Annotated in this window: 2 protein-coding genes and 1 pseudogene; 2 read left to right on the forward strand and 1 reads right to left on the reverse strand. The window is 46.5% G+C overall.

The features are described from left to right. Both bchD and F6K38_RS37035 read left to right on the forward strand, forming a co-directional pair. Positions 1-1,418, forward strand: a 1,418-nt coding sequence (bchD, locus tag F6K38_RS37030; RefSeq protein ID WP_287359997.1) for a magnesium chelatase ATPase subunit D, incomplete at its 5' end; no start/stop codon positions are given. Positions 1,419-1,807: 389 nt separating this feature from the next. Continuing rightward, on the forward strand, positions 1,808-2,914 hold the full coding sequence (locus F6K38_RS37035; RefSeq protein ID WP_008185167.1) for a TRAP transporter substrate-binding protein: 1,107 nt from the start codon (positions 1,808-1,810) through the stop codon (positions 2,912-2,914). A 589-nt stretch (positions 2,915-3,503) separates the two neighbouring features. Here the strand turns inward: F6K38_RS37035 and F6K38_RS37040 are convergent. Beyond that, positions 3,504-3,823 (reverse strand): annotated as a pseudogene (locus F6K38_RS37040) (photosystem II q(b) protein); the annotation flags it as partial.

A 3,823-nucleotide genomic window follows, 5' to 3' on the forward strand; every position in this document is an offset into this window, starting at 1 on the left:
AACATTTATTGGACAGAATTGCCATTACCCTCTCTGCTGACGGTGTTTTGGCATTAGAGCAACGGGTGGAGGCAGTAGAACAAGCGATCGCATACGCTAACTCTCCCCAGCAGTTTCTGGAGGAATATCAGGAGGATCTTGATACCCTCAAGACGGATATTATTCTAGCGCGAGAGTGGCTCAAGGATGTTGAGATTACCCATGACCAAATTACCTATCTCGTCAATGAAGCCATCCGAGGTGGTGTCCAAGGTCATCGGGCAGAACTGTTTGCCGTTCGAGTTGCAAAAGCTGCAGCAGCCTTAGAGGGTCGTCAGACAGTTAATTCCGAGGATTTGCGTCGGGCGGTGGAATTGGTAATTGTCCCCCGTGCCACTATGGTAGAAACACCACCAGAAGAAGCACCACAACCTCCTCCTCCCCCACCCCCACAAGATCAATCTCAGGAAGAGCAAGACCAAGAGGAAGACAAAGAGGACGACAATGACTCAGAGGAGCAAGAACAGGAAGCTCCGAATATCCCGGAAGAGTTTCTCTTTGACCCAGAAGGGGTGATCCTTGACCCGAGTGTGCTCTACTTTGCCCAGATGGCACAACGGCAAGGTAAGTCCGGAAACCGTAGCATTATCTTTTCAGAAGACCGGGGTCGGTATGTCAAACCGATACTACCGAAGGGTAAAGTAAGGCGGATTGCTGTAGATGCCACCCTCAGAGCTGCTGCACCCTATCAAAAAGCTCGTAGGCAACGTCATCCTAACCGTCGGGTTATTATCGAACAAGGGGATTTACGATCCAAGCGGTTAGCCCGAAAAGCTGGCTCCTTGGTAGTTTTTGTGGTAGATGCGTCAGGGTCTATGGCTCTAAACCGGATGCAATCTGCTAAAGGAGCAGTGATGCAGCTTCTGACGGAAGCTTATGAAAACCGTGACCAAGTCTCCCTGATTCCCTTCCGGGGAGAACAAGCCGATGTGCTGTTACCCCCTACCCGTTCCATTGCTTTAGCAAAGCGGCGTTTGGAGCGATTACCTTGTGGTGGCGGTTCCCCTTTAGCTCATGGATTGACTCAAGCAGTGCATGTGGGCATGAATGCTCAATTGTCTGGGGATATTGGTCAAGTGGTAATTGTGGCAATTACTGATGGTCGGGGCAATATTCCCTTAGCTCGTTCCTTGGGAGAAACTCTACCAGAAGGGGAAAAGCCAGATATTAAAGGGGAATTGTTGGAAATTGCTGCTCGCATTCGAGCTAATGGGGTTCAATTATTAGTGATTGATACCGAGAGTAAGTTTGTTTCTACTGGTTTTGCTAAGGAATTAGCTAAACAAGCAGGTGGTAAGTACTATCATTTACCGAAAGCTACAGATAAAGCGATCGCAGCTATGACTAAGAATGCGATCGCTGATATCACATCTAGGTAAATAGCAAAGGGAACAGCGGATCTGGGAATAGGGAACAGCGGATCTGGGAACAGCGGATCTGGGAACAGCGGATCTGGGAACAAAATTCTCATATCATGTCCGGAGAATTAGTGATAAAAAACTTTCTCCCTTGAAACCTTACTCCTTTACTTCAGCATAGCTGCCATTCCCCTCCTGGGAGGGGTTAGGGGTGGGTGCCAAATGCCTTCGATTCGCAAAAGTGTAAGTATTCAACCAGAAATGAGATCACAATTCAGTCCATTCATTAGCTGACGGCTGACGGCTGATAACTGAATGCTTACCTGCGATATTCCTTTGGCGAAAGGGTGTCTAGTTAATAAAGTTGATAGAATTTGCCCAAAAGATGACCCACTATTGAATCAACAACCATGAAACGCCGAAAATTTTTTAGTAACGCTGCGCTTGGTGCAGCCAGTACAGCTGCCTTAGCATCCTGTAATCAAGCTAGTACAGGACCCGTTGCTCAATCTGGCAGTCAGCCTATAGTTCGATGGAAAATGGTCACCAGCTGGCCAAAATCCCTGGATACTATCTATGGGGGAGCTGATACTGTCTGTAAGCGGGTCAGTGCCATGACCAATGGGCGTTTCCAGATTACCCCCTCTGCTGCTGGTGAAATTGTACCAGGATTAGCGGTTCTCGATGCCGTGCAACAGGGAACCGTTGAGTGTGGTCATACCGCTAGTTACTACTACGTTGGCAAAAATCCAGCCTTAGCATTCGGCACTAGTGTACCCTTTGGTCTAACCGCTCCACAACAAAATGCCTGGTTGTACCACGGTGGTGGCTTGGAATTACTTCAGGAACTCTATGCTGACTTTGGCGTGATTAATTTTCCAGCGGGTAACACCAGTGCTCAGATGGGAGGTTGGTTCAAGAAACAAATTAATTCTGTAGCTGACCTGAAGGGATTAAAAATGCGTATCCCTGGATTAGGAGGTAAAGTGATGGAGCGCTTGGGGGTGAATGTCCAAGTATTACCTGGGGGTGACATTTTCCTTGCCCTAGACCGGGGAGCCATTGATGCTGCTGAATGGGTTGGTCCCTATGATGATGAGAAGCTGGGCTTGTACAAAGCAGCTAAGTTCTATTATTATCCCGGCTGGTGGGAACCCGGACCAACCCTAGAGGTACAGGTTAATAAAAAAGCTTGGGATAAGTTGCCTAAGGACTATCAGGAAATCTTTAAAGATGCCGCCAGGTACGCCAATATCAACATGGGGGCTAAGTATGATGCTTTGAATGGAGCGGCATTGGAACGCTTGATTAAAGCAGGTGCTAAGTTGACTCCTTACTCTCAAGACATTTTGCAGGCGGCTGAGAAAGCATCATTCGATTTATTTGAGGAAGATGCTAGCAAAGATCCCAAGTTTAAGAAGGTTTATGAACAGTGGAAGGGGTTTCGCAAGCAAATTTACAAGTGGCATGGCACAAATGAATTGAGTTTTGCTAATTTCGCCTTTTCTCGGAACTAGAGCACTATCGTAATCTTAAATTACTGAATAACTGCCAATCTTAGCTTTGATTGGGAAGCAGCCAGTTAAGCTGAACAATACTGTCGATTAGGGAATTTTTACCAAATTTTATCTATGAGGGGTGACACCCCTCGCTAAATTTGTTATATTGAGATCAGTAGATAGATGCACCCTGATGATCCAGAGAGTCTTTTTGACGGCTCTCTTATTTTTTTTTTTTGGGAAAATTGATACGTGAACATATAGCACTACCCATTTAGATTAGGACATTCCTAAATTCCAAAACTTAGTCATAGCTTACTTTTGACTTCTGACTTCGAACCTTGCTGACTTGCGCGTAGCGCTATACCTAGGGTCAGCTGCTTGGAAAATTATTAAATGAGGGGTGACACCCCTCACTAAATCTGTTATATTGATATCAGTAGATAGATGCACCCTGATGACCTAGAGAGTCTTTTTGACGGCTCTCTTATTTTTTTTGGAAAAGCGATTGGTGCTTTGCCACCAAATAAAAAAGCGCTCCCTTTTTGGAGAGCGCTGATAGGGGGTACTTGTGTACTCCCCTAGGGGTGATGAGATTAAACTCTTATTAGCCGTTGATAACTGGAGCAGTCAAAGCTACAGGAGTAGCTTCAGCCGCAGCTAGGTCTAGAGGGAAGTTGTGAGCGTTACGCTCGTGCATGACCTCGAAACCTAGGTTGGCACGGTTGAGTACGTCAGCCCAGGTGTTGATCACGTGACCTTGTGAGTCAATGATGCTCTGGTTGAAGTTGAAGCCATTCAGGTTAAATGCCATGGTGCTGATGCCCAGTGCAGTAAACCAGATGCCGATTACAGGCCATGCACCCAAGAAGAAGTGCAAGGAACGGCTGTTGTTGAAGGAAGCGTATTGGAAGATTAAACGACCGA

The sequence above is a fragment of the Moorena sp. SIO3B2 genome (genome assembly GCF_010692525.1).
GTDB lineage: Bacteria > Cyanobacteriota > Cyanobacteriia > Cyanobacteriales > Coleofasciculaceae > Moorena > Moorena producens.

Excerpts from the sequence above, each read along its gene's own strand:
- F6K38_RS37035 (WP_008185167.1), top strand. The coding sequence starts at position 1,808 with ATGAAACGCCGAAAATTTTTTAGTAACGCTGCGCTTGGTGCAGCCAGT.